Annotated in this window: 21 protein-coding genes and 2 pseudogenes; 11 read left to right on the plus strand and 12 right to left on the minus strand. The window is 47.5% G+C overall.

Annotated elements, in window-relative coordinates:
• The first annotated feature begins 34 nt into the window (after nucleotides 1-34).
• Nucleotides 35-1,258, plus strand: a complete 1,224-nt coding sequence (locus HRE53_RS19010; protein WP_235107559.1) for a hypothetical protein — start codon at nucleotides 35-37, stop codon at nucleotides 1,256-1,258.
• A gap of 195 nt (nucleotides 1,259-1,453) precedes the next feature.
• On the opposite strand, the gene HRE53_RS19015 is transcribed toward HRE53_RS19010, so the two are convergent.
• The gene (locus tag HRE53_RS19015; protein WP_235107560.1) at nucleotides 1,454-2,821 is read right to left on the minus strand and encodes a CAP domain-containing protein; all 1,368 of its coding nucleotides are present in this window, start codon (nucleotides 2,819-2,821) and stop codon (nucleotides 1,454-1,456) included.
• A gap of 879 nt (nucleotides 2,822-3,700) precedes the next feature.
• Between HRE53_RS19015 and HRE53_RS19020 the strand changes: the two genes are divergently transcribed.
• Nucleotides 3,701-5,770: a VWA domain-containing protein gene (locus tag HRE53_RS19020; RefSeq protein WP_235107561.1), complete on the plus strand. Its 2,070-nt coding sequence runs from the start codon at nucleotides 3,701-3,703 to the stop codon at nucleotides 5,768-5,770.
• A gap of 250 nt (nucleotides 5,771-6,020) precedes the next feature.
• Here HRE53_RS19020 and HRE53_RS19025 read toward each other — a convergent pair whose 3' ends face one another.
• Together HRE53_RS19025 and HRE53_RS19030 are read right to left on the minus strand one after the other, a co-directional pair.
• The gene (locus HRE53_RS19025; protein ID WP_212664833.1) at nucleotides 6,021-6,356 is read right to left on the minus strand and encodes a helix-turn-helix transcriptional regulator; all 336 of its coding nucleotides are present in this window, start codon (nucleotides 6,354-6,356) and stop codon (nucleotides 6,021-6,023) included.
• A gap of 101 nt (nucleotides 6,357-6,457) precedes the next feature.
• Nucleotides 6,458-7,279 carry a SirB1 family protein gene (locus HRE53_RS19030; RefSeq protein WP_212666163.1) on the minus strand — a complete coding sequence of 274 codons (822 nt, stop codon included), beginning with the start codon at nucleotides 7,277-7,279 and terminating at the stop codon, nucleotides 6,458-6,460.
• A 299-nt stretch (nucleotides 7,280-7,578) separates the two neighbouring features.
• On the opposite strand from HRE53_RS19030, the gene nblS reads away from it, so the two are divergent.
• Nucleotides 7,579-9,468 (plus strand): two-component system sensor histidine kinase NblS, encoded by a 1,890-nt coding sequence (gene nblS / locus HRE53_RS19035; RefSeq protein WP_212664834.1) that lies wholly within the window; start codon nucleotides 7,579-7,581, stop codon nucleotides 9,466-9,468.
• A gap of 2 nt (nucleotides 9,469-9,470) precedes the next feature.
• Here the strand turns inward: nblS and HRE53_RS19040 are convergent, their stop codons facing one another.
• The 3 genes and pseudogenes from HRE53_RS19040 to phoU form a co-directional block, all read right to left on the minus strand.
• Nucleotides 9,471-10,064: a phycobiliprotein lyase gene (locus tag HRE53_RS19040; RefSeq protein ID WP_212664835.1), complete on the minus strand. Its 594-nt coding sequence runs from the start codon at nucleotides 10,062-10,064 to the stop codon at nucleotides 9,471-9,473.
• 48 nt (nucleotides 10,065-10,112) lie between these two features.
• Entirely contained in the window at nucleotides 10,113-12,425 is a 2,313-nt protein-coding gene (locus tag HRE53_RS19045) for a ribonuclease R family protein (protein ID WP_235107562.1), read from the minus strand.
• 484 nt (nucleotides 12,426-12,909) lie between these two features.
• A pseudogene (phoU, locus tag HRE53_RS19050) lies at nucleotides 12,910-13,582 on the minus strand (phosphate signaling complex protein PhoU).
• 424 nt (nucleotides 13,583-14,006) lie between these two features.
• Here phoU and HRE53_RS19055 point away from each other — a divergent pair.
• Complete coding sequence (locus HRE53_RS19055) at nucleotides 14,007-14,597, plus strand: hypothetical protein (protein WP_235107563.1); 591 nt, start codon at nucleotides 14,007-14,009, stop codon at nucleotides 14,595-14,597.
• A 226-nt stretch (nucleotides 14,598-14,823) separates the two neighbouring features.
• Complete coding sequence (locus HRE53_RS19060; RefSeq protein ID WP_235107564.1) at nucleotides 14,824-15,516, plus strand: CPP1-like family protein; 693 nt, start codon at nucleotides 14,824-14,826, stop codon at nucleotides 15,514-15,516.
• 58 nt (nucleotides 15,517-15,574) lie between these two features.
• Here the strand turns inward: HRE53_RS19060 and HRE53_RS19065 are convergent, their stop codons facing one another.
• The 5 genes from HRE53_RS19065 to HRE53_RS19085 all read right to left on the minus strand — a co-directional run bounded on the left by HRE53_RS19065 (nucleotide 15,575) and on the right by HRE53_RS19085 (nucleotide 19,063).
• Nucleotides 15,575-16,087, minus strand: a complete 513-nt coding sequence (locus HRE53_RS19065; RefSeq protein WP_235107565.1) for a pentapeptide repeat-containing protein — start codon at nucleotides 16,085-16,087, stop codon at nucleotides 15,575-15,577.
• A 146-nt stretch (nucleotides 16,088-16,233) separates the two neighbouring features.
• Nucleotides 16,234-17,175: a glycosyltransferase family 2 protein gene (locus HRE53_RS19070; protein WP_235111172.1), complete on the minus strand. Its 942-nt coding sequence runs from the start codon at nucleotides 17,173-17,175 to the stop codon at nucleotides 16,234-16,236.
• 49 nt (nucleotides 17,176-17,224) lie between these two features.
• A complete protein-coding gene (locus HRE53_RS19075; RefSeq protein WP_235107566.1) occupies nucleotides 17,225-17,995 on the minus strand; it encodes a hypothetical protein in 771 nt (256 codons plus the stop codon).
• Nucleotides 17,996-18,066: 71 nt separating this feature from the next.
• Entirely contained in the window at nucleotides 18,067-18,723 is a 657-nt protein-coding gene (locus tag HRE53_RS19080) for a Coq4 family protein (RefSeq protein ID WP_235107567.1), read from the minus strand.
• A 43-nt stretch (nucleotides 18,724-18,766) separates the two neighbouring features.
• Nucleotides 18,767-19,063 (minus strand): YiaA/YiaB family inner membrane protein, encoded by a 297-nt coding sequence (locus HRE53_RS19085; protein ID WP_212664841.1) that lies wholly within the window; start codon nucleotides 19,061-19,063, stop codon nucleotides 18,767-18,769.
• Nucleotides 19,064-19,203: 140 nt separating this feature from the next.
• Between HRE53_RS19085 and HRE53_RS19090 the strand changes: the two genes are divergently transcribed.
• The 5 genes and pseudogenes from HRE53_RS19090 to HRE53_RS19110 all read left to right on the plus strand — a co-directional run bounded on the left by HRE53_RS19090 (nucleotide 19,204) and on the right by HRE53_RS19110 (nucleotide 24,145).
• The gene (locus tag HRE53_RS19090) at nucleotides 19,204-20,226 is read left to right on the plus strand and encodes a hypothetical protein (RefSeq protein WP_235107568.1); all 1,023 of its coding nucleotides are present in this window, start codon (nucleotides 19,204-19,206) and stop codon (nucleotides 20,224-20,226) included.
• Nucleotides 20,227-20,441: 215 nt separating this feature from the next.
• Nucleotides 20,442-20,711: a PadR family transcriptional regulator gene (locus HRE53_RS19095; RefSeq protein ID WP_235107569.1), complete on the plus strand. Its 270-nt coding sequence runs from the start codon at nucleotides 20,442-20,444 to the stop codon at nucleotides 20,709-20,711.
• Between the two features lie 208 nt (nucleotides 20,712-20,919).
• Entirely contained in the window at nucleotides 20,920-21,426 is a 507-nt protein-coding gene (locus HRE53_RS19100; protein ID WP_235107570.1) for a tetratricopeptide repeat protein, read from the plus strand.
• On the plus strand, nucleotides 21,419-23,029 hold the full coding sequence (locus HRE53_RS19105; RefSeq protein ID WP_235107571.1) for a lipopolysaccharide assembly protein LapB: 1,611 nt from the start codon (nucleotides 21,419-21,421) through the stop codon (nucleotides 23,027-23,029). The genes HRE53_RS19100 and HRE53_RS19105 overlap by 8 nt, the downstream gene beginning before the upstream one ends.
• Before the next feature lie 17 nt (nucleotides 23,030-23,046).
• Nucleotides 23,047-24,145: pseudogene (locus HRE53_RS19110) on the plus strand (IS630 family transposase).
• A 488-nt stretch (nucleotides 24,146-24,633) separates the two neighbouring features.
• Here the strand turns inward: HRE53_RS19110 and HRE53_RS19115 are convergent.
• Nucleotides 24,634-25,038 carry a hypothetical protein gene (locus tag HRE53_RS19115; RefSeq protein ID WP_212664845.1) on the minus strand — a complete coding sequence of 135 codons (405 nt, stop codon included), beginning with the start codon at nucleotides 25,036-25,038 and terminating at the stop codon, nucleotides 24,634-24,636.
• A 636-nt stretch (nucleotides 25,039-25,674) separates the two neighbouring features.
• Here HRE53_RS19115 and HRE53_RS19120 point away from each other — a divergent pair.
• Complete coding sequence (locus HRE53_RS19120) at nucleotides 25,675-26,883, plus strand: argininosuccinate synthase (protein WP_235107572.1); 1,209 nt, start codon at nucleotides 25,675-25,677, stop codon at nucleotides 26,881-26,883.
• Nucleotides 26,884-26,976: the final 93 nt, after the last annotated feature.

The raw sequence follows: 26,976 nt of genomic DNA on the forward strand, positions 1-26,976 counted from the left end.
CATCTGGACATATTGCTCACAGGAAGGACAGACTATGCAGACTTTTCATTGGCTGGGGTTGGGATTAGGACTTGCGATGGCACCTTGGCAACCCATATTAGCTCAGTCTTCCTCTCCTACAGAACCTACCGTTGATTCAGCTGTATCCTCTACCGTTAAAGGAGATTGCGGTACTGAGCAAACCTGTGATCAGCTTTTGCAAACTCTCCGTACCCAATGGCCGACCGCGAAGCTGAATTGCACCCGCGATCGCATTCTGTCTCTTCATGTATTCAAAAACACTCGGGGTGGGCGACAGGTCAATGTGGCCTGTTGGGACACCGAAGTCAAAAAAGGCGATCGCTATGGTTTATCTCGCGATGTTCTCCCGTATCCAGGCGATGAAGCTCAGTTTTTGCCGCCTCTGCCCCGTCGATCTCGCTATACCGAGCCCTTAAAAACTCGTTTCCCGGATCCCGTACGCACAAGTCAAAATGAATGCGGTTCTCTCGGAGGAGACATTCAATATCGGGCCCGCAAAGACATCGATCGACTGGAGCTGCAATGTGTATTTACCGTCGGCGCAGTATTGATTGATACTGATGGAGACTTCGTTTCCGATGGCGAAGCCTCAAGAGGCACACTCATCGATAAAATAGTCGGCAAATTCGCCATTTCTGAGCTAGAAAAGCCTTTAGTGGCCCCACCTCCAACCACCAGCCCTTCGACAGGAACTCCCGTCGATAGTAATGCACTCCCCCCCCTACAGGGAGAAGACACGGTTTCTGATGTCTTTCCCAGTGCATCTTCCCCCTCCACGACGGATGTGCCTGCACAGACTTCAGCAGCTCCCACTCCCCAAGGCCCAACCTCCGCATATGCAGTCCTCCAGGCCATCGATGTGCAACTTTTTAATCGGCTGAAGAACCAGCTTGTTCCCCTGAATCAGCCCTGGAATCCCTACGGATTAGGAATGGACTTACTGATTTCGGTCAAAGTTAAACCGGGTACCCAAGAAACTCAGCCCGGAACCAATTTAGTGCTTGCTATCAACGCCAAAGGCTATAATACGTCTGCTACGGGACCTGTCCCAGCTTGGAATCAGGTGCAATCACGATCTATTGCCATCAATGCCAATGATCAGTTTAGTTATTCGTTTCCGTTTTTAGCGGAGTATCGGTGCTATTCCGAAGTGCAGTTAACCGCAACTCTTATTCAGCCTGGTCTGACTACGGGACCTAGCTTGACGAAAACCATCAATCTGGGTTGTGCGGAATAGATTCAGAAACAATGGATGTGTCCGTTTTTGACAACTGGAACTATCGCCAAAACTAGGTAACGTTGATATTGCAGATTCTGATAGGCTGAGCTACCTCTGTATCTGACAGACTACTTGGGATGCAGATGATATGGAGAATACAGCTTGAACTTCAGTCAGTCATCAAGCTGTATTCCCTATCAAATGAGCTAAAACTCAAGCAGTGTAATTAAAGCCTGAGCCGTTCAAATTCAAATTACTTGAGCCACTGACAACCGCAACCAGTTCATCAATACCAGGTGTTTTAAGGAAAATAGCCTGCCCAGAGGGAGTGCCTGTTGGCGATGAACCCAAACTATACTCACTGGCAGATCCATGCAAAAGGATGCGATCCCCTTCGGCAACCTTATATCCTTCGATATGGGCGTAATCTCCCTTTCCTAGGGTGTTATTTCTTCCGTCATCATAAAACGATTGGGATTGGTTACCTAGGATATACAAATCGCCACCCGATCCACCTTTGAGTTTATCTTTCTGAGATTTAGAAGCACTGGAATTGCTACCAATTCCAGTCAAGACATCCCGACCATCTCCTCCATAGAGGGAGTCATTTCCCAAGCCGCCAAACATAGTGTCATTCCCTTTATGACCGACTAATTTATCTTGTCCTGAGCCCCCATATAGGCGATCATTACCATCTTTACCTAGCAACAGATCATTATCACCATCGCCATAAAGAGAATCATTACCTTGAGCGCCATCCAGAGTATCCCGGTTACTTCCACCTCGAAGTCGATCCTTGCCAATCTCTCCAAAAAGCCGGTCCTTTCCTGCTCCTCCTTCGAGGTAATCGTTTCCGCTTCCCCCCCTAATCAGATCGTTTCCTAATTCTCCCTTCAGCCGATCATTGCCCCCGCCTCCACTCAGGAGATCATTCCCAGCTTGGCCGTAGATAGAATCGAAACCACTACCTCCAGATAAAGTATCGGCTCCATTCGCTCCTTTGATCGTGTCATTTCCTCCCAAACCCGCTATCTTGTCGGGTTTGATCGTCCCCTTGAGCAGATCATTACCTGCAGTAGCAGTGTTTGCAGAAGGTGGGTTGTTTGCCACAGGATTGGTTTGACCATCTGTTTGAGCGACATAGTTGCCTGGATCAGCACCAGCACCAAATACTTGAGTCCAATAACGAGAATAATTGACGCTTCCCGTATCATTATTCAAAGAGTGGTACCCCACTCCCATATGGGTAAAGCTTGAGTTGAGGATATTCGCGCGATGTCCTGAACTGCGCATCCATCCCTGAAAGACAGCTTCAGGCGTAGTCTGCCCTGCAGCAATATTTTCACCCCATGTCGACCAACCTGTGTATCCAGCAGCTTCAATCCGATCTCCTGCACTCGTTCCAGTTTGCGGATCAGTATGGCTGAAAAAATCACCAGCCGCCATGCGGGTGGAGTGTCCATCCGCTGCTTGATCTAATTTCTGACTTAAAGTTAAGGCATTCAACCCGGCTTTAGATCGTTCCTGATTAACCAGACTCAAAATCTTCTGGTCAAATTTGTCTCGATTTAAGATCGCCATGTTGTTATGTTTAGATAGTCAACATTGATAAGCTATTATTAGTATGTGAAGATGTAGTGAATAGAAGACATGCTTAATTTTTAAACACACTATTTTTTGCGTCAAACTAAATAATTAATATTATTTTCTTGTATCTTTTTGATTAGTGATTATTTCTAGAATAACTCAGCTAAAATATTCTTTGTATTCATTGCTTAAAGGCTTTTGTAGGCTGGTAGTCGAATTAAGTTGAGATAAAAATATAAGTTTTAAAGTACTATAAAGTATCATGAGTCTACACTTGTTTTTTTTAACAGGTTTAGATTTAACCATGAATCCATTATGATTGCTCTTCTCTAAAGAGTAATCGACTTTAATTGCTGGGACTTGGTGTCGATTTGGTTCAATGATTGGTCAATCTTTTTTGACATCTTATGAACTATATGAATATCCTTTTGTCGACAGAGTAAAGCACTCATTTTTAATCCTGTGCTCACTAGAATTAAGGCCTGACTAGAGGTGTCAAGCAAAGGTTGGAATTAAAAACCTGGTCCCTTTTTGACGGTTTGTAGTTTGTGAGGGTTTCCAACAGATCCCATATTTGGTCTGGAGAGATATAGGGTGACGAAATACCTTCAAAACCAAATTCGATGAATATCGGGCCAGCTTGCATCATCTGCTAAGACTTTGACCAACGTTATAAAAATGTCCAGTTCTATGCTGGCCTGGGATTTGTGGTTGCAGTATCCCAGACGAGTTCATTTGCATTTCAAAGTTGGACAGTAACATGCTGAGCCATTTCAATTTTGGAAACGAGGCGGGTCATCCTAAATTCAGCGACTAGGATGAAATCACTCCAGACTTATGCTGGAACCCCTTGGAATTGAGGAGAAGGATGCAATGAAGCAATTTAATTGGCAGCGGTCGGGTGCACTATCCGCCGCCTTACTGGTGACGATGAGTGCATGCCAGCCACTCAATATTGCCCAAGCAAAATCACAACCCCAAACTAGAATCAAGGGTTGCAATGCTGAGTCATTGCTGCTGCCAGCCCATAAAGATGTCGAGGCATTGCGCAAGCTCTATGAACAGTATCTGGGACGCACCCCTGTAGAAATTGAGTTAGGGCTATCCCGGGCCGAGTTTGCCCAAAGTCTGATCCAACTGGCTCGTAGCTTAGAGCGTTTACAGGGTCAGGCTTTGAGTTCCGCAGATGCGACTCTTCTCAAACGCTTACAGCAAGACTATGCTACAGAGCTCAGCCAAGTGGATCAACCCCGTAAGCCGGGGGATCGACGGTTTGGATTTTCATCCCGACGTCCTCGACCGACTGGCCGCCCCCCTGCCCTTACAGGGGCGCAGCCTGCTCCAGCCCTAGCGAATGAAGTCGCTGCCCAATCCAAACTTAGCCGTGACCAAATCGGACGTGCCAAGTCGATTGCACCGCCCACCAGCATTGCTGCTCCAGCTCCTAAACCTCGATTTCAGGATAAAGATCGCCGTCACTTACCCGGCACATTCAACACCGAAGACTATAAGCACATCAACGAAAACCCCTTCTTTTTGCCTCAGCGCACGCCCTTATCCACTTTCTCTATTGATGTAGATACAGCTTCCTACAGCAATGTACGACGCTTTATTAGCCGAGGCCAACTCCCGCCCAAAGATGCCGTGCGTCTAGAAGAACTGATTAACTACTTTGATTACGACTACGCGTCTCCCAAAGGCGATCAGCCTTTCTCTGTGAGTACTGAGGTGGCGACTGCCCCTTGGAATAGCCAGCATAAGCTCGTGCAGATTGGCCTCAAAGGCAAGGAACTAGAACAAGAACAACCCAGTAATTTGGTGTTTTTGATTGATGTGTCAGGGTCTATGAAACGCCCCAATAAACTAGCCTTAGTTAAAAAATCTCTTTGCTTACTCGTCCATCAACTCAAGCCCCAAGATCGGGTCAGTTTAGTCGTCTATGCCGGACGGGCTGGCATTGTCTTACCGTCCACACCAGGTACGCAAAAAGCCACCATTATGAATGCTATCGATCGCCTAGAGGCAGGTGGCTCCACTGCGGGTGCAGCCGGAATTAAGATGGCCTACGATATGGCCGAACGCCACTTCCTGAAAAACGGCAATAATCGAGTGATTCTAGCGACAGATGGTGACTTTAATGTCGGCCAATCCAGCGATGCAGAGCTAGAGCGTCTGATTGAGCAAAAGCGAGATCGGGGCGTATTTCTGACGGTCTTAGGCTACGGCACGGGCAACTATAAAGACAACAAAATGGAGTTACTGGCGAACAAAGGCAATGGTAACTATGCCTATATCGATACGCTGCTAGAAGCCCAGAAAGTGCTCGTCAACGATCTGCGAGGAACCCTATTCACCATTGCCAAGGACGTCAAAATTCAGGTGGAATTCAACCCTGAAAAAGTCCAAGCCTATCGCCTGATTGGTTATGAAAATCGCCTGCTGCGGGATCAGGATTTCAACGACGATCGCAAAGATGCTGGTGAGATAGGTTCCGGTCACACCATTACGGCCCTCTACGAGGTCGTACCTACAGGGGTGACCAGCAATGTCGAACTGCCTGATATTGATCCGCTGAAGTTCCAAAAACCAACTTCCAGCAGCAGTAGTTCAGATCTAATGAACCTAAAGCTGCGGTACAAGCAGCCCACGGGCAGTAAGAGTAAGCTGATCAGTACTGCGATCGCAGATCAGACTCGTTCGATTCAAGCTGCAACCGACAACCTCAAATTTTCAGCCGCCGTGGCTATGTATGGCATGGTCTTGCGGGATTCAGAATATAAAGGAGACTCAACCTTTAACCAGGTGTTGGATCTAGCAGAGCAAGCCAAAGGGAAGGATTCCCAAGGCTATCGGACTGCCTTTATGCAACTGGTAGAACGCAGCCAAACCCTGCAACAGGCAAAGGCGAGGACGGAGAAAACCAAAGCCCAGCTGTCTCCCTAAGGCTGTGCCACGACCCGTTTGGCTTGCCGCTGGCGGTTGAATGGGTCGTGAATCTGAGACATAAACAATCAAGGGATCGGCCTGATCGGTGCGAACTGTTTTTGCTGGGCGATCAACACTTCGAGAGTCAATTACGCAGAATTACGATAAAAGTAGAAGTAGTCAGCCACTCTATGTGCAACGTACCGTGAGCTGACTGAGTCATGCTTGATCTATTCCCATCAGAACTAGTGTTGTGTCTGGAAAATATCTATGGATTAGTGGGAGAGGCGTACATTCGAGGGGGCATGATTTCTGAGTTTCGACGATATTCAGCCAAATATTGCTCTAAAACAACAAACTGAGCCAAATTAAGGCTGTAATAGATCCAGCGTCCCTCATGACGGGTATGGACTAATTCAGCATCCTTCAAGACTTTTAAATGGAACGAGAGCTTAGACTGATTGATATCTAGAGACTCACATAACTCACCCACACAGAGTTCTCGGTGGCGGAGTAGCTCTAAAACGTGAGTACGGAGAGGGTCAGCGAGGGCATGAAAACCAGCAAAAACTAGGTCGGTAGAGGTAGAACAAACGTGTTGCATCAGCGGAAGTCAGAGGTTAGGTGAATCGTGGATGTCCAAAAGTAGGGGAACCGATTCGTGACGTAAGAAACAATACCTATTGTAAAAGACTCTTCGCCATGTTAGGAAAATTCGTTCATTTGATTAAGCAGCTTATGCACTAAAGAAATGTGTTCAGGGGAAGGGTTTTGGGCTAAAAAATCCTGTAAATCTTGTCGGGCTTCAGACCAACGGCCTACATGATAGTACAAGATACCCCGATCTCGCAGCTCACTATAACACTGCGGATCAACGAGCAGAATTTGCTCGGAAGTGCTGAGGCATTTTTCCAATTGATTGTCATTCAAATAAATCTGTTTAAGGTTGTTCAATAGCCGCACAAGAAACTGCTGTGGACTTACCACGCTAAAGAATTCAGGCCGCAAATCCATCGGATGCCCAAAGACTTGCGTAATGCGATCGCAACAGTCCTGCTCAAACAAAATCTCCCCCTGATAGAAAGGGTCGACAAAGATATTCATGTCGTCTCGATGGGGACGAATGAGAAAGTGTCCCGGAAAGTTAATCCCCACCATGGGGAAGTTAATACGACGGGCAATCTCCATATAGACCAGGGATAGGGTGATGGGAAGGCCTAACCGCCGATCTAAGACATCGTTGAGGAAGCTATTGCGGGGATCGTAGTAATGTTGGCTGTTTCCGGTAAAGCCTAGATCCTCGTATAGATAACGATTCAGAGTTTGCAGAACTTTTAACGGGTATGGATCAGCTGGCAGTCGCTCCTCAACTTCCAGCGCCATCGTGTCCAAAGCATTGAGATATTCTGCAACGTCTAAAGCAGGATATTCTTCCTGGGCAATATAAAGTGCAGCCGCAGCCAAATCTGGCTCAGACGATTGGCGGAGCAAATGATAGAGCTGTTGACGAGGGACTGAGAATTTCATCGTATTCACGATGTTACCTCGTAATTATTGTGAATAGGTCAATTCGCGAATTTCTACTGGAATTTCTGGCAGATATAAATTCAAGACAACGTTTTAAATCATCGGTCGTAGCTCAGCTATTCTCCAGGGATGTTGAAGATCATGCCAAAATAAAATATGTGGGATCATTATTCTAAGAACACCCATATTCGAATGAATGCCCTACGGATGAACTCTCTGAGGAGTGTGCCTTACCTGTTTAAGTCCATTTAGGTTCTGTTTTGATTCAGCTCTTGTTTGAAAGATTCAGAAAAATTATTGTGAGTTGGTGGGCCGACTCCAATATTCAAACTCGGCTCATGGTCGCTGCAACCCTTGTGGTGTCCTTGCTCATGAGTTCCCTGACGTTTTGGGCTGTGAATAGCATTCAGCAAGATGCTCGCCTGCAAGACAATCGGTTTGGTCGAGACTTAGGGTTACTCTTGTCATCTAACGTGGCTCCTTTGGTGGCGGACCATAACTATGGTGACTTAGCCAAACTATCGCGGGAGTTTTATAGCCGCACCTCTAGCATTCGCTACATGATCTATGCCGACGAGGAAGGCCGCATCTATTACGGTATTCCCTATTCCGAAACTCAGGTTAATAGTTCCTTGACCTTGCAGCGGCTGATGCAGTTGCCTGAAAACTTTATTCCCACGGCTGGATCGGTGATGGTGCGGGAGCACTCCACCCCAGACGGTGAGGTGACAGATGTATTTGTTCCCCTGTTGCAAGAGGAACAATATCTGGGTGTGTTGGCGATTGGCATCAACCCCAACCCCACAGCTGTTACCTCCTCCCACTTAACCCGCGATGTCACGATTGCTGTGTTTATCATCCTGTGGGTCATGGTGATCCTGGGGGCCGTGTTTAACGCTCTAATTATTACCAACCCGATTAAAGAGCTGGTAGTCGGGGTAAAAACGATTGCCTCCGGGAACTTCAAAAAGCGTGTTGACCTACCCTTTGGCGGAGAATTAGGAGAACTGATTCTCAGCTTCAATGATATGGCTGAACGGCTAGAACGCTATCAGGAGCAAAATATTGAGGAGCTGACAGCCCAGAAAGCGAAGCTGGAAACCCTAGTGTCAACCATTGCGGATGGGGCTGTGCTACTGGATACGGACTTAGCCGTGATTCTGGCGAATCCCACTGCTCGACGTTTATTCAATTGGGATAGCGAGGTGGTGAGTAAGAATGTCCTCAATCATTTGCCAGAGCCTGTACAGATTGAGTTAACGCGTCCGCTCTATCAGAGTGCTGCTGGACAAGAAGGCAGCGAGTTTCGGATTACCCTAACTGGGCCGACTCCTCGAACAGTGCGCATCTTGCTGACGACGGTGCTGGATCAGCAGCGGGAGAAGGTCAAAGGGATCGCCATGACGGTGCAGGACATTACTCGGGAAGTGGAGCTTAATGAAGCTAAGAGCCAATTTATTAGCAATATTTCCCATGAACTCAGAACCCCCTTATTCAATATCAAATCTTTTATTGAAACCCTCCATGACTATGGCGATGACCTGAGTGTCGAGGACCGCCAAGAGTTTTTAGATACGGCCAATCGTGAAACGGATCGGCTGACTCGCCTCGTGAATGATGTGTTGGATCTGTCTCGGCTGGAGTCGGGCAAGCAATACCGATTTGAAGCCGTTGATCTACTCCAGCCCGTGGAGCAAACCCTAAGAACCTATCAACTGACGGCTCGCGATCGAGGGATTGAGCTTAGTTATGATATTCAGACGAATCTTGCACCGATCTGGGGAAATTATGATTTGCTCCTGCAAGTCTTAACGAACTTGATTGGCAATGCCCTAAAATTCACTCTCAACGGTGGGAAAGTGATGATTCGGGCTTATCCTCTAGCGGAACAAACCCGTCAAATTCGGGTAGAAATTGCTGATACGGGTATTGGGATTGAGCCGGATGATCAAGCAGCTATCTTTGATCGGTTCTACCGGGTTGAAAATCGAGTCCATACCTTGGAAGGAACGGGTCTAGGACTTTCTATTGTCAGGAATATCCTGGACAAACATCATGCGAGTGTCCATTTGATCAGCGAATCAGGCATCGGTACGACCTTCTGGTTTGACCTCAACGTTTATCGTGACGACTTAGCCAGGAGTGCGGCAGATGAAGCAGACTCTTTGGAACTGCCAGCCCAAGCCTAGGTTTACCACCCTAACCAAGAGTGGAGGGGCTGCAGTTGGGGCGCCTCCGGCGTGGGGGCAGTGGCCATCTGATCCCTGAGCTTCGATTCCGCACAAAAAGAGGTAGTGTTAAATCCACCAAAGCTTTTGACTGTCGTAGTCCGTAGCCGCAAGTTGGGATTGGCAAACCAAAACCGTTCTTGAGAACTCATAGTGTCATATTCGGTGGTTAAGACTAGGCCGTTTTGAGCATCCACCTGATACTGACCCACGACCGGAACACTCTCGGCATAGCCCCGCTCCCGCAGTAACTGACCGGAGTTATCGCTGCCCTCATGGGGGACCAACACAAATACCGTCGACCCCCGATGGGGATCGTCTTCATCCTGATCCCAGGCCATTGCGCCTCGCCACTGCACAAAACATCCCCCAATGGCCAGGTGCGGCTGAGCATCATGTAACTGGCAGATTTCGATGACTTTGGGGTCATCTGGGGCTAAGACCTGAACCTCGATTTCCGTATTTCCTGACTCGGACCGGCGGAGGAGCAAATGGTGAGTAATGCGATGGGATCGCCACCGGCCTTCGCTGAGTTGGAAAAATTCTAAGGCATTCATGTTAGCGCTTGCTAGATCGAGTGGGGGCTTTCGTGCAATCAGTCGGAGCTATTCCTCCTCAGTTTCATCTGGGAGATCGCTTTCATCGTTACCATTACCATTCACTTTGATGGGGGCTTCGGTCACCTCATCTTCAGGGGCTTCGCTACCGCCACCGACGACAATTAAGTCAATTTGTTGGCGATAGTAATCGACGCTCTTGACCTCGACATCCACGCGATCGCCCAAACGATACTGACAGCGATTTTTGCGGCCAACTAAGGTTTGTTGGCGAGATCGGTATTCATACCAATCATCTTTGAGGGAACTAACATGCACTAACCCTTCAACCATTAGGGTTTCAATGCGCACGAAGAAACCATAAGACTGAATTCCGGTGATAATGCCTTGCAGCACTTCGCCCGTATGGGTTTGCATTTGCTTCGTCTTTTGCAACCCGGTCAGATCTTGACAAGCTTGACGTGCTAGGTCGGCTTGCTCATTCAATTGGGGAATCGCATCCGTAATCAGGGCTTCTAAGTGCCGCTGAGTTTCTGGGGGTAAGACATTCCAGCTAATCTGTCCATGACAAGAGCTATGGCGTAAGTCCACTTTTTCCTTGGCACGGGAGGTTCGTCGATCGCGCCCTTCCGTAAAGACGGCATGCAAAATGCGCTGATTGAGCAAATCGCCGTATCGATTAAGGGGAGAGGTGAAGTGGCCATAGTTATTGACTAGGGCTAAGCCAAAATGGGGCCCTGAAACCGCACTGTACTGGACAGGCTTGAGGGTGGTTTGCAGTAGTTCAAACAGGATGGCTGAGCGTTCTGAAGTCTGAAAGGTCTGACTAAAGGTTTGGAAATCCTGGGGTTGAACGGTGTCTTCCTGCTGCAAGCTCAATGAAAGTTGAATATTGTCAGATAGCTTGAGCAGATCTTGGAGATCCTGAGCATCGGGTGGGGCTTGAATTTGATAGACCCCTGGAATAGCCAATTCTTGAAGATGCGAAAGAACAAGGTGATTGGCGAGGACTAACAGATCGGCCACGATGCTGTGGGCCTGGGCGGGTGGCGCTAAGATGACTGCCCCTAGATCTCCTTCGTCCCCAATGACTTGGGGAGGAGCGGTGGATAGCAATAGATCAAAACCACCGCGTTCATAGCGTTGCTTTTTCAGGGCCTCACTGACCGTCTGAAATAGCTGAATGGCATCTGCGAGGGGCTTATCTTTGCTATCTCCATCCAGAATGTCCTGCACTTGCTCATAGGCCAAGTGTTGATCCACATGAATCACGGAGGGTTGAATTTCGAATTCTAAAACTTCCCCATCGTTATTCAGCGTAACCAATGCAGAAAAGGTGAGGTGATCTTTGCCAGCGGTGAGGGCACCAATGCGCTCGATGCAGGTCTCTGGGAAAAGGGGCAGTGCCGTATCACCCAGGAACATGGAGGCACTGCGTTGGCTGGCCTGGCGTTCGATGGAGGAGTCTGCATCGAGGTAATAGACTAAGTCGGTGACATGGACGCCTACTCGCCATTTGTTGCCTCTTAATTTTTCGACGGAAAAGGCATGGTCTAGCTGGGTGGGATTGGGGGTGCGATCGCAAATCGTAAACGTGGGCACCTTAAGCAGATTCACCCGCTTTTTCTGATCGGCTTTTCGCAGCTTTTTCGGGAGCGCTTCAGCCTCTTCTAAAACATCTTCAGGAAAAGAACGAGGCAAATCGTACTTACAAAAGACTAGCTCTGTATCAGCCGCTGATTGGGCATCACTGCCTAGGACCTGAGTGACACGGCCTAGGGGGGAGAGCTGTCCTAGAGGGTAGCGAACAATCTCCACATGCACCAGCTGATCAATGGCCGCTTCTAAGTCGGGGCCATCTGCTTCTTGGTGGAGAGCAAGTTCAAATAAAAGGCGATCATCGAGGGGAACAGCTCGATATTCCCCCGCTTCTGTTTTTTTGACCCTGGCAATGACGGATGGGTTAGAGCGTTCCAGAATGAGTCGGACTTCACCTTCAGGACTGCGGCGGCGGCGTCCTTCCTTGGTGACTTTGACGAGGACACGATCACCATTCCAAGCCGTATTGAGCTGGCTCTCTCGAATATAAATATCTTCTGTATCGTCTTGATCTTGAATGGCGAAGCAAAAGCCTTTACTGGAGCAGCGAAGTTTGCCCTCGACAACCCCTTCTTCTGGAAGACGCTTATATTTACCCCGTTCTTTGGTGAGGATACCGACTTTCTCCAGGGCTTCTAAGGTGATTTGCAATTGTCTGATGCCATCAGAAGCCTGGCAATCTAATTTCTTTTCTAAAGCTTTTGGAGCGAGTAACTTATCATCTGCAAAGTTGTTCAGCAGAGTACTAATCGAAAATTCCATGCAACTTTTAGTCCTTCATTGTGGCTAGGGCCCGGCTTCAACTCAGTGCCAATCTTGTTTATCGTTCTAGCCATAACACCAGGAGCATCTGTTCTCCTGGAGGGAATAGCTTGAGAAGATTTAGCATGATCTAAACCGCTTAGGTCACCAATGCTCATGCCCACCAAAAAAATCTCAGCTCATGGCCCTTTAAGCAATGGTCTAGCAAACTTAAGGGGATAGAGAATGCTGTTTAGAAAAGGATTAGGTTTTGTAATGAACCTGGATCCGTTTTTTGCGATGGCAGCATTGACTCTGAGACGTTGACGGAACTGCAGCAAAACAGTTAGAGCATCGAGTGCTTGAGTGTAAAAACCGGAAGCGCCCTATGAACATTGTATGCCTTATTGATCGTTCCTCACAGTGGAACAACTGTCAAACGAAATTTGTCAATGCGTTCCTGATACCAAGCTTCAATTTTTAAAGATTTAGAAAATTCGGATCCTTACCGCTTTCCGGTAACAATAAAAGCCACTCTTTGGCCAATATTCGTGGAATGATCGGCCATCCTTTCTAAGGATCGAATCACTAACATCGACAGGAGCAAAGGTTCCGTCGAACCCGAGTTAGATTGGCTGGCTAGGACCTCGTATAAATTGTCATAGCAGTCATCAACGGCATCGTCTTCGACTTTGACTTGGAGTCCAACTTCAGCATCGAGTTGGGTTAAGGCCGATAAACTCAGGGCTAACATGCTTTGGCAGAGCCTCCGACATATGCTCGATCTCGGGCATGTAAGTGGCGACTGGATAAGGAAATAACTTAACGGCAACTTCGCCAATGTCTTCAGCATAATCCCCAATCCGCTCTAAATCACGAATGAGCTGCATCAGAGTGCCGATCAGCCTTAAGTCACTGGCAACTGGGGACTGCAACGCGATGAGCTGCAGGCACTGCACTTCTATTTGTCTATAAAACTGATCAATTTGCTTGTCTTGCTTAGCGAGGGTATCTACCACCGATAAATCACGTCCAAACAGAGCAGTGTGGGCAAAACGACAAGATTGCTCCACTAATGCCCCCATTCGTAAGACATCACCTTGGATAACTTGTACTTGTCGCTCAAAATGACTGCGAATCGGTTTTGTCACACCAGGCGAAGAGGATTGAATTAACATTTCTTTATTATTTACTGATTCAAAACGTCGATGGTGATCTTGTGATTTAAATTTATTGTTTTAAAGTTACCCAGCTTTTAAAATTCAGCGTCCAATTGAAGATGGCTGATAGGAGATAGATAATTCGGGCTTTTGGCAAGCCACATCTGATTATCCTTTAAAGTATAGGAAATCAGAAGTTGTATAAGTCAACGCTAGGTTAAACAGGGTGAAGACATCTACCCACTCAGCTATCTTCAACGTTGAGGTTGATGGACGATCCAAAAATAGAGTCTAAACAAAATTTGAAAATTTTTTAGTAGTTCAAAATACACTCTGGTCATTAATGCAGGCTATCAGGGCTTGCAAAATTTAGTGAGACGCAATTTTGCGGATCATGCTAACGTTAGGCTCGTCAGTCGAGATGATTGCTGGGAGGCAGTTGATGTACTCGCAGTTCCGGTCTCAATATCCAACGGGGAGTCTCACCTCTGAGTTACTGAAGGCCGAGCCAGATCACTACATTGTTCGTGCCTTGATTCAAGTAGGGGACACAACCTTAGCAACAGGACTGTCATCTGCATCGACGATAGAAGAGGCAGAAGACCATGCCCGGGCTCGGGCTTTAGTGGTTTTGGGTATAGAAGCAGCGACTTTTGAAACCCAGGCTCATTTAATGGGTGAACAGGATCCAGCACGTCTGCAGCCTGCATCTTTATCAGAAGACCTACAGGCCCTTGCGAATCGGGCCCTTGATGCGGCACCTGAGTGGGATGATCCCGGCCTGCAAATGCAAGACCTGCAGGTCCCAGATGTTGTGGAAGAAGAAGCGCCACCTCGCCGAGCTGCAGCTCGGCGACAGAAATCGAAGACGACTACTTCAAAACGCAAAGCTCCTCGATCTCCTGTAGCCGATGCCGCCGCCCTAGGCTCACCCCCTAGATCTGTCGGATATCATTGCTCAAACCGATGTGGAGCTGAAGCGCCTGGGATGGACGAGTACCCAAGGACGGCGGCATTTGCAGCAAACCTATAACAAGCTTTCCCGCCAACATTTGACGGATCAGGAATTGCTGGAATTCCTAGATTTTTTGCAATCCCAAGCCAATATAGATGAAGCCCCCTTCTAAGACTGAAATGTTAAGTTTTCACATCAAATTCCCAGATTGCACCCCCAGAGTTAGAAGAGAATCTGAAAGTTGTGTGCAAGAGTAAATTAAGCGTATTAGGGTGTAGAAGTGAATCTTTATTGTTAGATTCTTATGAGAGCGTTTTTTAACGTTCCCGATATAACCCAGAATGTGAGTCGGCAAGAGTTTAGGGCAATGGAAGAAAAACGCATGAGCGAGCAAAACCCTTATGAAATCCTGGAAGTTGCTGAAAACGCATCTTTTGAAGATATCCAAAATGCCCGAGATCGCATCATTGCCAAGAATCAGGAAGACGAAAAATGCCGACAAACCGCAGAAGCGGCCTATGATTCTGTCCTGATGGACCGCTTGCGTAAGCGTCAAGAAGGCAAGATTAAGGTGCCTGAAGGCATTCGCTTTGCCGAACGCTTGGCGGAGAAAAAGACCCCGAAGCTTAGCATGCCCCAACTGAGCCCATCGCCCAACTGGCTGCAGCAATCGATTGATCAGCCCGACATGCAAGAGATCACCATTGTCGGGGCTTGCTATACGGCCCTGGCTGGGTTTGCTCTTTTGTCCCAATCGGTAGATACCCTGGCTTTTCTGTTAGCCCTAGGGGTTGGCTTTAGTCTCTACTGGCTGAACCGTAAAGAACAGAAATTGGGACGGGCACTACTGTTAACCTTGGCTGGGATTGGTGTAGGTGCCCTGATCGGCTCTGCCCTCTTACAAACAGGATTACAAACCGATCCGGTGCAGCCTCAAGCTATTTTGAGTTGTGTGATCTTCGTGATGCTGTGGCTGGTGGATAGCTTCCTCAGATAATAGATTCTCAGGGATGGCTAGTACCGATAGATCCGTTAATCCTACGACCCCTGATCCTTTAGGCTTGCTCTAAACTGACGATGCGCCCGTCGGGAAAGATGGTTTCGTTTAAGATGGCTTCTTCTAGGGCCTGAGTTTTAACCTGTGCACCTGATAAATCAGCCCCGGTGAAATCGGCTTCTCGCAAGTCTGCTTCCCGTAAATCTGCATCTCTTAAATTGGCCCCTCGCAAGACCGCACGGGCGAGGACGGCGCGTTTAAGGTTTGCACCCCTGAGGTCAGCCCCAGAGAAATCAGAATTTGTTAGGAGGGCATCCCTTAGATCGGCGTCCTTTAAATTAGCGCCAGTTAAGTCTCCAGCAATCAACCCTGCGGCTTTAAGGTTGGCTTGGCAAAAAGATGTGCCAATAAATGTGGCTCCGTGCAATACGCTATGGCTCATGTTGGCACTCGCAAAGGAAGCATGGTTCAAATCTTGGAGGCTCAGATTGCAGGCCTCTAGATCCATCTTGTTGAAGGACCGGTGGCCTTGGGCATATCGCTGCAAAATATCAGTATCAGAGACAGACATAGCTGATAGGTCGCTCAGGTGTATATGTTCAGCATGCCCGCTTTGATCGACTCGATCATCAGTGGTGAAATGCTGGGGGTTACATTTGTCTGAGCGATGAGCTGTCCTATTGATGCTTTGGCTGACGTGGGGGCTAACTTAGGCTTTCAGCCTTGAACACCCGTATCGATTTCTCTAAGCTGGGTATAGGCTAGGTGAATGCTTTGCACCTGATACCTGTTAAGGAAGATACGGGCGATACCGAGGGCCGTTTGGGAGTGATGGTGGTGGATCAAAAATTGCAAGAGCGGTGTGAGAGATCGTTCGTTTAATTGGCCATTAATGGTTAGCAGTCTCCAGAGCAAACGATGCCAAATAGTTAGCTGGACCATCATTTTGACGTGAAGAGTGGGGTGTTTGAGGTAAAACTTAGCCCCCATTCGCCCCCGCTGCCGTTCTTGTTCGATTAACTGGGGCAGTTGATCAAGGTGAAAGGGAGGATGCCAGTGATAACCGACTGCTTTGGGTGCTTTGACTAGTTGGAGATTGAGCTGTTGGAGCCGCACGCCTAACTCCAAATCTTCCCAGCCATATTGCTGAAAGCTAGGGTCAAAGCCTCCGGTCTCTTCTAGCCAACGCCGAGCAATGGCGACATTCCCGGTGGCGAAATAGGCGGCTGAATAGTCTGAAAGTTTGTAGGGGGTCGATGTTGGATCCGCGAAGTTGCAAGTTTGAATAACGCGGCCATAGGTAAACAGGCGATGATGCCTCAACTGTTGTTGCCCTCTCTGTAGAGCCTCAGCATGGGATTGCAAGAAGGAATCTGTGACGACTAAATCGCTATCAATAAACACGATGGTATCGCCTTGGGCCATTTGGAGACCCAGATTGCGGGCGGCGGCTGGACCTTGGTGAGACTGGGAATAATATCGCAGATCTAGGAGGGACTGAGTGTGGAGCCAAGCCACTGTATCGTCTGTAGAGCCATCATCCACCACAATCACTTCATAGGTATGAGAGGATGTTAAAGCCTGCTGGGAGAGGGCTGCCAAGCATTTTTGCAAAATGGGCAGGCGATTGTAGGTGGGGATAATAACGCTAAAAAACAAGCTGTGATGTATTGGGCTACTGGTGTTTAGGATAGCTTGCTGGGCTAGATTAAGCCGTTTTGACAAAGCGGATGAGCTCCCGGACTTGATTGAGGAATTGTGCGTCTTCACTGAGGTTTGCGATCGCATTCTCCGCATCACTCGCTAACTGCTGATGCTCCACCTGATTATTGACTTTGAAGGTTTCCAGGGCCGTCATCACCCGATTGAGATCCTGGCGGATAGACTCCCATTGTCGCTGCTGATCACTGATCCAGGAGGTTGGATCCTCTAGATTGAGGCGCTGGGTCAGACTCTCGGTGAGCTTTTCCTGCATCGCCATCCGGCCTCGTAATTCCAACACATCTTCCCGAGGATAGTTGCACTGGCGCTGAATCATGGACAGGCGCTTGGCGAGAAAAGAGTAGGCTCTGATGCTAGGGCGTAACACGGTTAAAAGTAGAGCGGCTAGAGAGCCCAGATAGCCAATGGCGCTAATGTGCCACCAGGCTAAGGCAAAGAGACCGACTGCAGATACCCCATGCAAGGCTAAGGCAACCCATAAGCTTCGACGACCGACCATCACGGCATATTGGCGCTGTTCTGGATCAATATGAATCCCTTTTTCTAAAGAAAGATTGATTTCTGCCACCACTTCACGGGCTTGAAAATGGACGTTCCAGGGAACGGTGGTAATGGTCACTAACCACCCAAAAATGGCGAGACCCATAATCCAATCCACGAACTGAATGGTAGCAATATCCACCCAGCTGACGGCACCATACCCAGCCAGAATAATTAATGCGAGAAAGGCTAATAAACCGAAGGCGATATATCTCATAGTCTTGCGCTCCTTAAATCTTGATGTAATCCATAGAGCAGTCCAGGGCTAGGGATGGACTGCCTGAGATTTCAGCTTGTGATGCCCAGCTCTTGTTGCCATTGCTGGAGTGGCTTTTCCCATTGTTCTTCCCACTTCTGGGACAGCAGCGGCTGAGCGCGAAGTCCTCGCTGGTATCCCTGGGAAATCGTTGGCAGTAGGGTCGCTAGGGAATCAGGCGTTTTTAACAGGGCTTTGAGTAAGCCAAAGGTGAGCAAGACCAAGGCCATTGGGCGGCGAGTTTGGGCGAGTTCAAAGGCTTTGAGTCCCAACTCTCCAGCCACATCCGTGCCGAACCCAGTAATCAGGTGCCAAATATCGTGGGTTTGGCGGAGTCGGAGAAGGATGTAGCTGGCGTCGTCTTGCACTGCGATCGCACGATAAAACTCAGGATCAAAGCCAGCGTCCGTGAGGGTCGATGCATAGCAATAACCCAGGGAATCTTGGGGATATTGCAATAGGGTTTCTAGATCCGGCGAAGGGGCAATATAACGGTCTTGGACCAATTCGGCGGTACTGACATCGGTATTGATAAAGTCCACCGCTAGCTGCATGGCTTGGGTACCGTAGAGCCCATCTTCAATGTCATAGACCGATTCGGTATTGCTGGGGTTGCGGAGGAGTGAAAAAACACCTTTACCAATGTTGAGGGCGTTGCGAGAAGTAGCGAGGGGGTGAGCCAGAAGCATTTTTTGAGTCCTTAAAGAATGGTTTGAAGGGAGTTTGATGGGGCTAGGCCACTTTGTTATAGGGGTCATATTCCGCCAGCATTTTTTCGACCTTGGCTTCATCGAGGCGGCTAATCACCCGCTTCGACTCTTCCACATCGCGAATAGTTTTGGACAAGCTAATTGTGGAGCCGATGGAAAATAAGGTGCCCATGCCTAAGTAACCCTTCATCCAGGTATTGACGGGCATATAGATAATGCCAATGCCTGTCGCTGCAATGGAAACGGTGAAGGAAATCCAGGTTTGGGCAATCCAAGCGCTGGTGTGGGCGGTGGGAGTGGTGTACTTCTTGTCAGTCATGGTGGCCTCCGTTGGGCTTTGTTTGATTAATTGCATTCTGGCTTCTGTTCTGGTGAGGTCACAATGACTGCTGTGTAGGGTTTTGAAGCAATATCAGTGCCAAGAACTATACTGAAGTAGGGTGAAGTGAGGTGAAGTGATTGAATACTGAAGATCTAGATCAGTGGTGGGCTTCGGAACTGCAACAGCAAACCGTAGCGAAATTGATTCAGCGGGTGGGGTTAACGCGGGTCCGGGCAGAAAGTTTCGTGCGTCTATGGATTTATGCCTTAGTCCAGGAGCAGTTAGCAGAAAATTCCCGTTTGCGACCACCCCTAACCGAGCTAGCATTACCTACCAAGCCAGTTATGTGCACCCATCGACAAGCAGCAGAGCTGTTTTACTTTGATAAGGATCAAGGCAGCGATCGTGCTGCCGGGATGATGGTGGATAAGCTTGCAGCACTCGGTCTGATTCAGAAGCAGTTTGATGGCAATACCACCTGGATCGAAATTCAGCCGATGCCAGAAGGTTGGGATACTTCAGAAGAGACCATCGATCTGAAAACCGATGACTTTGACCCCCGCTGTGATGCGATTCCAGTGGCTAATTTGTTGGCCCGCAACTATAACTGGATGAACCAGAACTCCGAGACAGCGCCACATCGAATTACGCTGAAGCTTCGGCAATGGGCGCAGCAATATGGAACAGGCATGAGAGTGTTGCGGCAGGTCAATACCCTCAATCCAGTGGGCTTTTATTTGCTATATCCCACGGATAGTGAATCTGATGTTAATTTCTTTTCGGCACCCAGTAAGGGCCTACATCTCAGTACGCTGACAGAAGTGGATCCGTTTCAAATGGCAACGCCGGGTGATCCAAACTGTGTGTCGGTTTATATTCGGAGCTGGATGATTGACCCGCTTTATTGGGACCTATATCAATTCCCATTTCTAATCGATACCCAGGAAACGTTGCAACGAATGCAAGAAGATTTTCCGAATCTCTGTGATATGCATACGTTGGTGATTCACCCTCTATACGAAAAGATGGGGGCAATGTTGGGATTTCAAAAGACGAGCCTGGATTCGACAAGTTCGATGTATTGGATGTACCGGCCTCTGGATCGGTTTTTAGCTTTGGATTTGCAGAGTCTACAAAACAATCCGGACACGAGCAAATAGAGTGCTTAATCGCTTAATACAGAAAGGTTTTTACTCTTTCTTTGCATTGAAGCTGAGTGCAATTAAGCTGGCGCTGCTTGCTTGTCAATGCCAAATTTGGGTGCCTTATAGGATGAATTGCCACCAATTCCTGAGAAATGTACTAGAATAACGTTAGCTATTATAAAAACATATAATAGTTGAAAAAATTAGACTTCGAGTGGTCGAAGAAACTAATGGCAAAACAGCACAAAGATAAAGCGAACAAAGACAAGCCTGTGCGGTTGTCGGCAATCGATGAAGATATCCTCACGGTTCTTTTGGAACGAGAGTTCTATGGCTTAGAGATTTTGGATGGGCTTAATAAGGGCAGGCCGATCACACTAAGTTTTGGTAGTTTATATCCGGCCCTAAACCGTCTGGAGAAGAAGGGGTTGATTTCCTGGCGATGGGGGGGGATGAGGTGGATGACTCTGGCGGTGCCCGGCGCAAGTATTACAAGGTGACGGGGTTGGGGGGCCAATACCCTCAGTGGAGTTCAGCAATATCGGTTAATGTTGGCTCAGCGATCGGGGCAGGGACAACTGGCTTGGAGGTTGCTTTGATATGTCGAAGATAGAGGAACAAAGAAATAAACTAAAAAAATTCTGGTTAAAGCGATTTTTGTTAACTACTGGGGGAGTAGTTGCGCTTAGCTTTTCTGTTCCCCGTATTTTGACATTTCAGGATCAGCTTCAGCAGCATTTTACCTATCAAGACCATATTGAACGCCATGAAGAGTTACAACAACTTTCTTCACGCTTGAAAGTACTTCAGGAAGATCCCCATTTAGATATTCCAAGATTTCTCAAAGGGGCTGATTTTGGGAGCTACCAGCAGGCGCAGGAGATTTTGCAGCAAGCCCTTCAGCAAGCGGAAAAAATCGACGACCCTGATTCCAAGGCGTCTGCATTGCGGAAAAAAGCTGCTGTATTGCTTAGCATTGCTCAATCCTATGAGCAGTTGAAAGATTTCCAGCGGGCGCAGGAGATCTTGCAGCAAGCTCTCCTGCAAGCGGAAAAAATTGACGATCCTGGGTACAAAGCTTCTGCATTGGGTAGCATTGCTCAAGCCTATGGACAGTTGAACGACTTCCAGCGGGCACAAGAGATTTTGCAACAAGCCCTCGAGCAAGCGGAAAAAAACCGACCATTCTGGGTCCCAAGCTTCTGCATTGGGTAGCATTGCTGAAGCTGCAGGGCAGTTGAAAGATTTCCAGCGGGCGCAGGAGATTTTGCAGCAAGCACTCCAGCAAGCGGAAAAAATTGACGATCCTTGGTCCCAAGCTTCTGCAATGCTACGAAATGCTGAAGCTGCGGGGCAGTTGAAAGATTCCCAGCGGGCACAGGAGATTTTGCAGCAAGCACTCCAGCAAGCGGGAAAAATCAACGATCCTAGGTTCCAAGCCTCTGCATTGGGTAGCATTGCAGAAGCTGCGGGGCAGTTGAAAGATTCCCAGCGGGCGCAAGGGATTTTGCAGCAAGCACTCCATCAAGCGGAAAAAATCAACGATCCTTGGTCCCAAGCTTCTGCATTGGGTAGCATTGCAGAAGCTGCAGGGCAGTTGAAAGATTTTCAGCGGGCGCAGGAGATTTTGCAGCAAGCACTCCAGCAAGCAGAAAAAATCGACAATCCTGGGTACAAAGTTGATGCAATGCTACGAAATGCTGAAGCTGCGGGGCAGTTGAACGATTCTCAGCGGGCACAGGAGATTTTGCAGCAAGCACTCCAGCAAGCGGAAAAAATTGACGATCCTGGGTACAAAGCTTCTGCATTGGGTAGCATTGCTGAAGCTGCAGGGCAGTTGAAAGATTTCCAGCGGGCGCAGGAGATTTTGCAGCAAGCACTCCAGCAAGCGGAAAAAATCGACAATCCTTGGTCCCAAGCTTCTGCATTGGGTAGCATTGCTGAAGCTGCAGGGCAGTTGAATAATTCCCAGCGAGCGCAGGAGATTTTGCAGCAAGCCCTTCAGCAAGCGGAAAAAATCGACGATCCTGGGTACAAAGCTTCTGCATTGGGTAGCATTGCTGAAGCTGCGGGGCAATTGAACGATTCCCAGCAGGCGCAGGAGATTTTGCAGCAAGCCCTCCAGCAAGCGGAAAAAATCGACTATTCTGGGTACAAAGTTGATGCATTGGGTAGCATTGCTCAAGCTTATGGGCAGTTGAACGATTCCCTGCGGGCGCAGGAGATTTTGCAGCAAGCCCTCCAGCAAGCGGAAAAAATCGAACATTCTGGGTCCAAATATTTTGCATTGGATAGCATTGCTCAAGCTTATGGGCAGTTGAACGATTCTCAGCAAGCACTGGAGACTTTGCAGCAAGCCCTCCTACCAGCGGAAAAAATCTACCCCAAAGATTATGTATTGATTAGCATTGCTCAATCTGCTGGACAGTTAGCAGAAGTTGCATCCATTTCACAGAAACTTTCAGTCCTATTAGAAGATGCAAATTTAGACACCCCTGTTGTCCCAAACATCACAACAAAGTCTCTGCAATGGGAATTTATCTATCTACTCATCCCGACCGTTTCAGCAGGTATCTTCTTACTTGTTCTTCTCAAATCCTGTAGTCCGCTCAACATCTCATTAACAGGACAACTCATCCTTGTTTTTCCAGAAGAGTATGTGGCAAATCTAGTCCTGCTCAAAAAACGAATGCAAAGTGAGCTACGACCCCGTTGGTATATCCAACTGCGTATGCTGAAAGAAACATTGGAGTTAATCTTAGCAATTTATCTTCAAATTCCTTTAGATAATCTATACTGCAGACGACTTGTGACTTAACATAGTAGCGGAGAGATTTGGCACACTGGGAGTATCCCCCCACCTACTCTCTTACTTGCATGATTAAAATTGATTTCACCGCAGAGGAAATCCAACACCTCAACTACGAACGCTATCATCATCCTCACCCACGGGTGCAGCGACGGATGGAAGTGCTCTACTTGAAAAGTCAGGGTCTTCCCCATGCCCAGATTTGTCAGCTTTGTCAGATTAGTCGTCCGACCTTAGCTAAAACCCTTCGTCAGTATCAACAAGGCGGAATTGAAGGACTGAAGACCCTGGAATACAAAGGTCAACCTAGTTCACTCAATGCTCATAGCGATAGTGTGAGAGCCTACTTTGAGCACCACCCGCCCCGCACCAGTGCAGAAGCCCAAGCAGTCATTGAACAATTGACAGGCATTAAGCGTTCTCCAACCCAGATCAAAGCCTTCCTCAAGCGCATTGGTTGTCGCTATCGAAAAGTGGGGTATGTGCCGGGAAAGTCGAGTCTGCCCGAGAAAATTGAGGAGCAAGAGCAGTTTCGACAAACTCGCCTTGAACCCTTATTAGAGGAAGCTCAACGCCAAGAGCGTCTTGTCTTTTTTTGTGGATGCTGCTCATTTTGTTCACCGGGCTTATCTGGGGTTTCTCTGGTGCCTTCGTCGGATCTTCATCCCGTCTCCTTCTGGCCGTCAACGATTCAATGTTCTGGGTGCACTCAACGCTGTCACCAAAGAAGTCACCAGTATCACCAACCACACCTACATCAACTCTCATAGCATGTGTCTGTTGCTAGCCAAGCTGGCACTACTCGACCCAGTCATACCCATCAGCGTCATTTTAGACAATGCCCGATATCAAAAATGCCAGCTGGTGACTGACTTTGCTGAGATCGTCGATATTGAGTTAGTCTATTTGCCCTCCTATTCACCCCATTTGAATTTGATTGAGCGGCTTTGGCGCTTTGTGCGCAAGGAATGTCTCTACTCGAAGTATTATGCCGATTTTCACTCTTTCAAAGGGGCCATTCAACATTGCATTGATCAATGCAATGGAGAGCACAAGGCGAAACTAACAAGCCTTCTATCACTCAAGTTTCAGTCTTTTAAAGAAGTTAATATCTTAGCCGTCTAGAGTATAGGACTGCCATCAATAAGGCGAAAAATCGACAAATAGAAACACCTGAAGATTCTCATAATGTTTGAAATAGGAATTATCAGTAATGTTTAATGAAAAGCCAAACGAAGAAATAAAAAAGCCAGCATTTAGCTTGTAAATTAGCTTGTCAGAAGACTTGACTCGCTGATTGATAGGCAGTCTGATTGCCATTACTCGTTCAAGTATTGTGTAGATTACTCAATCTCCTCCCAGCTCAGTAAACCCTTCCTCACTGCAACCGCAAGCACAACAAACTCAGCAATAGGGAGCGTGCCTTATTTTCATGAAACAGCTTTAAGTGTTTGATACTTGGGACCAAGCTCCCATAGCAATATCAATCCGACCTTTAACCCTGTATAACAGGAATTCTGTTTGGCAGGGGAATAAGCGATATAGGATTTGCTAAAGAAATTTGTAGCTTATTCAGACAACGCTCTCAGAGTAGTCAGTGTAAGCAGATCCTCTTATGCTGCATTTAGCACTTTTCTAGAGGTTTCCATCCAATTCACTAAGACTTCAAATTCTTTGTGAGCGAGTTGCTGATCGTGATGATCGCGTTCTTGAAAGGCAAACTCAAGATCTTCATGTTCAAATCTAACCTTGGTCGTGGTCCCCACTAAGCGCTCATAAAGCCACTGGCTACAGATTTGCCAATTATCTCGATTAACTTCAATGTTTAGCAGACTACTGCTTCTATCTTCTTGAGAAAAGCATCCTACTTTGCCAGCCTGACTAGGCAACTGAGCAGAGGTTACAACGGCATTCTGACGTTCCAGATCCATCGCTAGATGAGCCAGGAAATCGATCATTGTGTCATCTGTTGATTGATCATCTTGCACTGAAATCTGAAACTCGATTAAGTTAATCATAAAATTTACTTCTGAGGATGTTTAAGGAGTATCTATAAATTGAGGCAGCAAGAGATGCTGATTGATTCTATTTTTTTTGTCAATCTTATTGATCTGCTAAATCTGGCTCAATGAGAGTTGATGATGCTGTGTCTAAATTTGCTGAACTACTGTCAGTAAGTCCAGGAAAACCTCTGTGCATCAATATTTTTTGTGTGTTCAAGTTCAACAACGCTTCATCTCTATATTCTTAATCTAAGCAAGGAATATGAGATATTAATGATGTTTATCTGAGCGATTTATTAGAGTTTACTGAGATTTTTGCGAGATTTATATAAGAAAAAATGAGAATTATGTAGTGTTCAGAGAAAATAAATAATCAATATTTTAGAAGCTTGAATTTACGACGCTTGGATTTTTCCTCAGAAGATTTTAGAAGCGCTTCTTGATATGGCCAAAATCTCATTCGTTTTGTAAACAGAAATTATGACAACACTTTTTTCAGCATCTTCACGAGAATGGGCACTTCTCGGAACTAACCATTTCCTCCCCTCCAGTACATCACGAATTTGCGTCATTGATTACTGATGTTTGGTAGCAATCTGACCTTTAACCCTGCATAATAGGGAACGCAGTTTTGCAGGAACAAAAGCGATCATGGGGCGCGCCAAAAAAGTTGTATTGGCTTATTCAGGGGGGGTTGATACCTCCGTGTGTATTCCGTATCTCAAGCATGAGTGGGGCGTTGAAGAAGTCATCACCCTTGCTGCTGATTTAGGCCAAGGGGATGAACTAGAACCCATTCGCCAGAAAGCATTAGATGCTGGTGCTGCTCAATCGTTGATTGCTGATGCCACCCAAAGCTTTATTGCCGACTATGCCTTCCCCGGCATTCAGGCCAATGCTCTCTACGAAAATCGATATCCCCTATCGACTGCACTAGCCCGACCCTTAATTGCCAAACTGCTGGTGGAAGCTGCTGAGGCCCACGGAGCCGATGCTGTTGCCCATGGCTGTACAGGAAAAGGCAATGATCAGGTGCGGTTTGATGTGTCTATTACTGCTCTTAATCCCGACATCAAAGTTTTAGCTCCTGCCCGCGAATGGGGCATGAGTCGGGAAGAAACCATTGCCTATGGCGAAAAATACGGTGTGCAGTCCCCCGTCAAGAAATCCTCTCCCTACAGCATTGATCGCAACTTATTGGGGCGAAGCGTGGAAGCAGGCCCCTTGGAAGATCCCTGGGTGGAGCCTTTGGAAGAGGTTTATGATCTAACCAAGGCGATTGTCGATACCCCCGATCAGCCTGAGTATATTGATATTGACTTCGCTCAGGGCATTCCCACCCAGCTCAATGGACAAGCCCTCAGTCCTGTAGCCCTAGTCGAACAGCTTAATCAAGTGGTGGGCAACCATGGGGTAGGCCGCATTGATATGGTGGAAAATCGCTTGGTCGGCATTAAGTCCCGCGAAATTTATGAAGCCCCCGCCTTATTGGTGTTGATACAGGCTCACCGAGAATTAGAGAGCCTTGCCCTGACGGCAGATGTGACTCAGTACAAGCGAGGGATTGAAGAAACCTATAGCCAGTTAGTCTATAACGGCCTCTGGTATAGTCCCCTCAAAGATGCCTTGGATGCCTTTATTCAGCAAACTCAAAAACAGGTTACAGGTATGGTACGGGTCAAGCTATTTAAGGGATCTGCAATGGTGGTGGGACGACAATCACCTCACTCTCTATATACGCCGGACTTGGCGACCTATGGGTCTGAAGATACCTTTGATCACAAGGCTGCGGAAGGGTTTATCTATGTTTGGGGACTTCCCACACGAGTTTGGTCACAGCAGCAGCGGTCTGGCAGTTAAAACGGTTGATTCGTTTTATCGTCCAAAAATTAGGCAATCAGGACTTTCTGGGTTTTATCGGGATGGCCAGTGCCACAATCTCCATCGCCAAAG

Source organism: Acaryochloris sp. 'Moss Beach' (assembly GCF_021497025.1).
GTDB lineage: Bacteria > Cyanobacteriota > Cyanobacteriia > Thermosynechococcales > Thermosynechococcaceae > Acaryochloris > Acaryochloris marina_A.